Source organism: Helicobacter pylori (assembly GCF_015904775.1).
Lineage (GTDB): Bacteria > Campylobacterota > Campylobacteria > Campylobacterales > Helicobacteraceae > Helicobacter > Helicobacter pylori_DM.
In genome coordinates this window covers 1-3,964 of sequence record NZ_JADZNC010000026.1, presented here as the reverse complement: position 1 = coordinate 3,964, position 3,964 = coordinate 1, and the positions used below count along the sequence as shown (strand labels likewise).

Annotated in this window: 1 protein-coding gene and 1 pseudogene; one reads left to right on the top strand and one right to left on the bottom strand. The window is 36.6% G+C overall.

Going from position 1 to position 3,964, the window contains the following annotated elements:
- Positions 1 to 362 precede the first annotated feature (362 nt).
- A pseudogene (locus I6852_RS07815) lies at positions 363 to 552 on the bottom strand (urease-enhancing factor).
- A gap of 390 nt (positions 553 to 942) precedes the next feature.
- Here I6852_RS07815 and cagA point away from each other — a divergent pair.
- Positions 943 to 3,964 (top strand): type IV secretion system oncogenic effector CagA (gene cagA / locus I6852_RS07810; protein ID WP_197292978.1); only part of this gene is annotated, 3,022 nt, incomplete at its 3' end.

The following is a 3,964-nucleotide window of genomic DNA, read 5'->3' as shown; positions in this document are numbered from 1 at the left end:
ATCTCATTTTTGTGGGTAAAAAGTCTTTCTTTGAGAATTTGCGAAGCGATGAGAAGAATATCTTTAGCGCTATTTTGCAAGTCTGCAGATAGGTAATCTTTTCCAAAGATAATCATCAGACATTCTTCGCTTCAAAACGCTCCTAAATTGCAAACTTATTTTTTGAATGCTTTACTTTATGGTGAGCCATAACTTTATAATCTACCAATCCATCGCATGACTTTTAAAATACTCAAAGATCCTAGATGAGAGCTTGAGTTGGATTGACTTTATTTTAATTTTTCTTTATTTTGAAATATCTTGAAATGCTTGGCTCAACCAACATGAGCCAAAAGAGCCAAAATATTTTTTAAGAAGAAACCCTAAAACCCAATATCAGTTTGATTGCTAAAATAAGGGCTATCAAAGTCTTTGGGTGTGTGGTGTGCTTCTTTCTCTATAAAAGCACCTTTAATGCAAGCGACACGCAGAGCGTCAAAGCGAGTCTCAACGCTCGCACAACCCGCCGAGCAAAGACACGCCAACTACCACGCCATTTCTAATGGTTTTCATTTTATATCCTTTTGTTTTAAAATTTTTAATAACTTACATACTTTAATCATGCGTCTATGATAGTTAAGATTTATTATTAAACAAAAAATAAATGAAACTCAAAACAATCACAATAACGCCCTAAATCCAAACCATAAACGCTACCCTTTGTAATCCTTGATAATTTTTGCTATAATAAAGCCCTAACTAAAATTTCTCCTTTTATTTTGGTTAGGCTTCTTGAATTAGAATTATAGTAGACTTGTTACACCTTGTTCTAAATATTGTGGTATAATGATAATGTTCAAAGACATGCATGAATTGATTACTCAAGTGTGTAGCGATTTTTAGCAGTCTTTGATACCAATAAGATACCGATAGGTATGAAACTAGGTATAGTAAGAAGAAACAATGACTAACGAAACTATTGACCAACAACCACAAACCGAAGCGGCTTTTAACCCGCAGCAATTTATCAATAATCTTCAAGTAGCTTTTCTTAAGCTTGATAACGCTGTCGCTTCATTTGATCCTGATCAAAAACCAATCGTTGATAAGAATGATAGGGATAACAGGCAAGCTTTTGATGGAATCTCGCAATTAAGGGAAGAATACTCCAATAAAGCGATCAAAAATCCTACCAAAAAGAATCAGTATTTTTCAGACTTTATCAATAAGAGCAACGATCTAATCAACAAAGACAATCTCATTGATGTAGAATCTTCCACAAAGAGCTTTCAGAAATTTGGGGATCAGCGTTACCGAATTTTCACAAGTTGGGTGTCCCATCAAAACGATCCGTCTAAAATCAACACCCGATCGATCCGAAATTTTATGGAAAATATCATACAACCCCCTATCTCTGATGATAAAGAAAAAGCAGAGTTTTTGAAATCTGCCAAACAATCTTTTGCAGGAATCATCATAGGGAATCAAATCCAAACGGATCAAAAGTTCATAGGCGTGTTTGATGAATCCTTGAAAGAAAGGCAAGAAGCAGAAAAAAATGGATGGCCTAGTGGTGGGGATTGGTTGGATATTTTTTTATCATTTGTATTTAACAAAAAACAATCTTCTGATGTCAAAGCAGCAATCAATCAAGAACCAGTTCCCCATGTCCAACCAGATATAGCCACTACCACCACCGACATACAAGGCTTACCGCCTGAATCTAGGGATTTGCTTGATGAAAGGGGTAATTTTTCTAAATTCACTCTTGGCGATATGGAAATGTTAGATGTTGAGGGAGTCGCTGACATTGATCCCAATTACAAGTTCAACCAATTATTGATTCACAATAACGCTCTGTCTTCTGTGTTAATGGGGAGTCATGATGGCATAGAACCTGAAAAAGTTTCATTATTGTATGCGGGCAATGGTGGTTTTGGAGCCAAACACGATTGGAACGCCACCGTTGGTTATAAAGACCAACAAGGTAACAATGTGGCTACAATAATTAATGTGCATATGAAAAACGGCAGTGGCTTAGTCATAGCAGGTGGTGAGAAAGGGATTAATAATCCTAGTTTTTATCTCTACAAAGAAGACCAACTCACAGGCTCACAACGAGCATTGAGTCAAGAAGAGATCCGAAACAAAGTAGATTTCATGGAATTTCTTGCACAAAATAATGCTAAATTAGACAACTTGAGCGAGAAAGAGAAAGAAAAATTCCGAACTGAGATTAAGGATTTCCAAAAAGACTCTAAGGCTTATTTAGACGCCCTAGGGAATGATCGTATTGCTTTTGTTTCTAAAAAAGACCCAAAACATTCAGCTTTAATTACTGAGTTTAATAAGGGGGATTTGAGCTACACTCTCAAAGATTATGGGAAAAAAGCAGATAAAGCTTTAGATAGGGAGAAAAATGTTACTCTCCAAGGTAACCTAAAACATGATGGCGTGATGTTTGTTGATTATTCTAATTTCAAATACACCAACGCCTCCAAGAATCCCAATAAGGGTGTAGGCGTTACGAATGGCGTTTCCCATTTAGAAGCAAGCTTTAACAAGGTAGCTGTCTTTAATTTGCCTGATTTAAATAATCTCGCTATCACTAGTTTCGTAAGGCGGAATTTAGAGGATAAACTAGCCGCTAAAGGATTGTCCCTACAAGAAGCTAATAAGCTTATCAAAGATTTTTTGAGCAGCAACAAAGAATTGGTTGGAAAAGCTTTAAACTTCAATAAAGCTGTAGCTGAAGCTAAAAACACAGGCAACTATGATGAAGTGAAAAAAGCTCAGAAAGATCTTGAAAAATCTCTAAGGAAACGAGAGCATTTAGAGAAAGAAGTAGAGAAAAAATTGGAGAGCAAAAGCGGCAACAAAAATAAAATGGAAGCAAAAGCTCAAGCTAACAGCCAAAAAGATGAGATTTTTGCGTTGATCAATAAAGAGGCTAATAGAGACGCAAGAGCAATCACTTACAGTCAGAATCTTAAAGGCATCAAAAGGGAATTGTCTGATAAACTTGAAAATGTCAACAAGGATTTGAAAGACTTTAGTAAATCTTTTGATGAATTCAAAAATGGCAAAAATAAGGATTTCAGCAAGGCAGAAGAAACGCTAAAAGCCCTTAAAGGCTCGGTGAAAGATTTAGGTATCAATCCAGAATGGATTTCAAAAGTTGAAAACCTTAATGCAGCTTTGAATGAATTCAAAAATGGCAAAAATAAGGATTTCAGCAAGGTAACGCAAGCAAAAAGCGACCTTGAAAATTCCGTTAAAGATGCGATCTTCAATCAAAAGGTAACGGATAAAGTTGACAATCTCAATCAAGCGGTATCAGTGGCTAAAGCAACGGGTGATTTCAGTAGGGTAGAGCAAGCGTTAGCCGATCTCAAAAACTTCTCAAAGGAGCAATTGGCTCAACAAGCTCAAAAAAATGAAAGTCTCAATGCTGGAAAAAAATCTGAAATATACCAATCCGTTAAGAATGGTGTGAACGGAACCCTAGTCGGTAATGGGTTATCTAAAGCAGAAGCCACAACTCTTTCTAAAAACTTTTCGGACATCAAGAAAGAGTTGAATGCAAAACTTGGAAATTTCAATAACAATAACAATAATGGACTCAAAAACAGCACAGAACCCATTTATGCTAAAGTTAATAAAAAGAAAACAGGACAAGTAGCTAGCCCTGAAGAACCCATTTACGCTCAAGTTGCTAAAAAGGTAAATGCAAAAATTGACCGACTCAATCAAATAGCAAGTGGTTTGGGTGGTGTAGGGCAAGCAGCGGGCTTCCCTTTGAAAAAGCATGGTAAAGTTGATGATCTCAGTAAGGTAGGGCTTTCAGCTAGCCCTGAACCCATTTATGCTACGATTGATGATCTCGGCGGACCTTTCCCTTTGAAAAGGCATGATAAAGTTGATGATCTCAGTAAGGTAGGGCTTTCAGCTAGCCCTGAACCCATTTATGCTACGATTGATGATC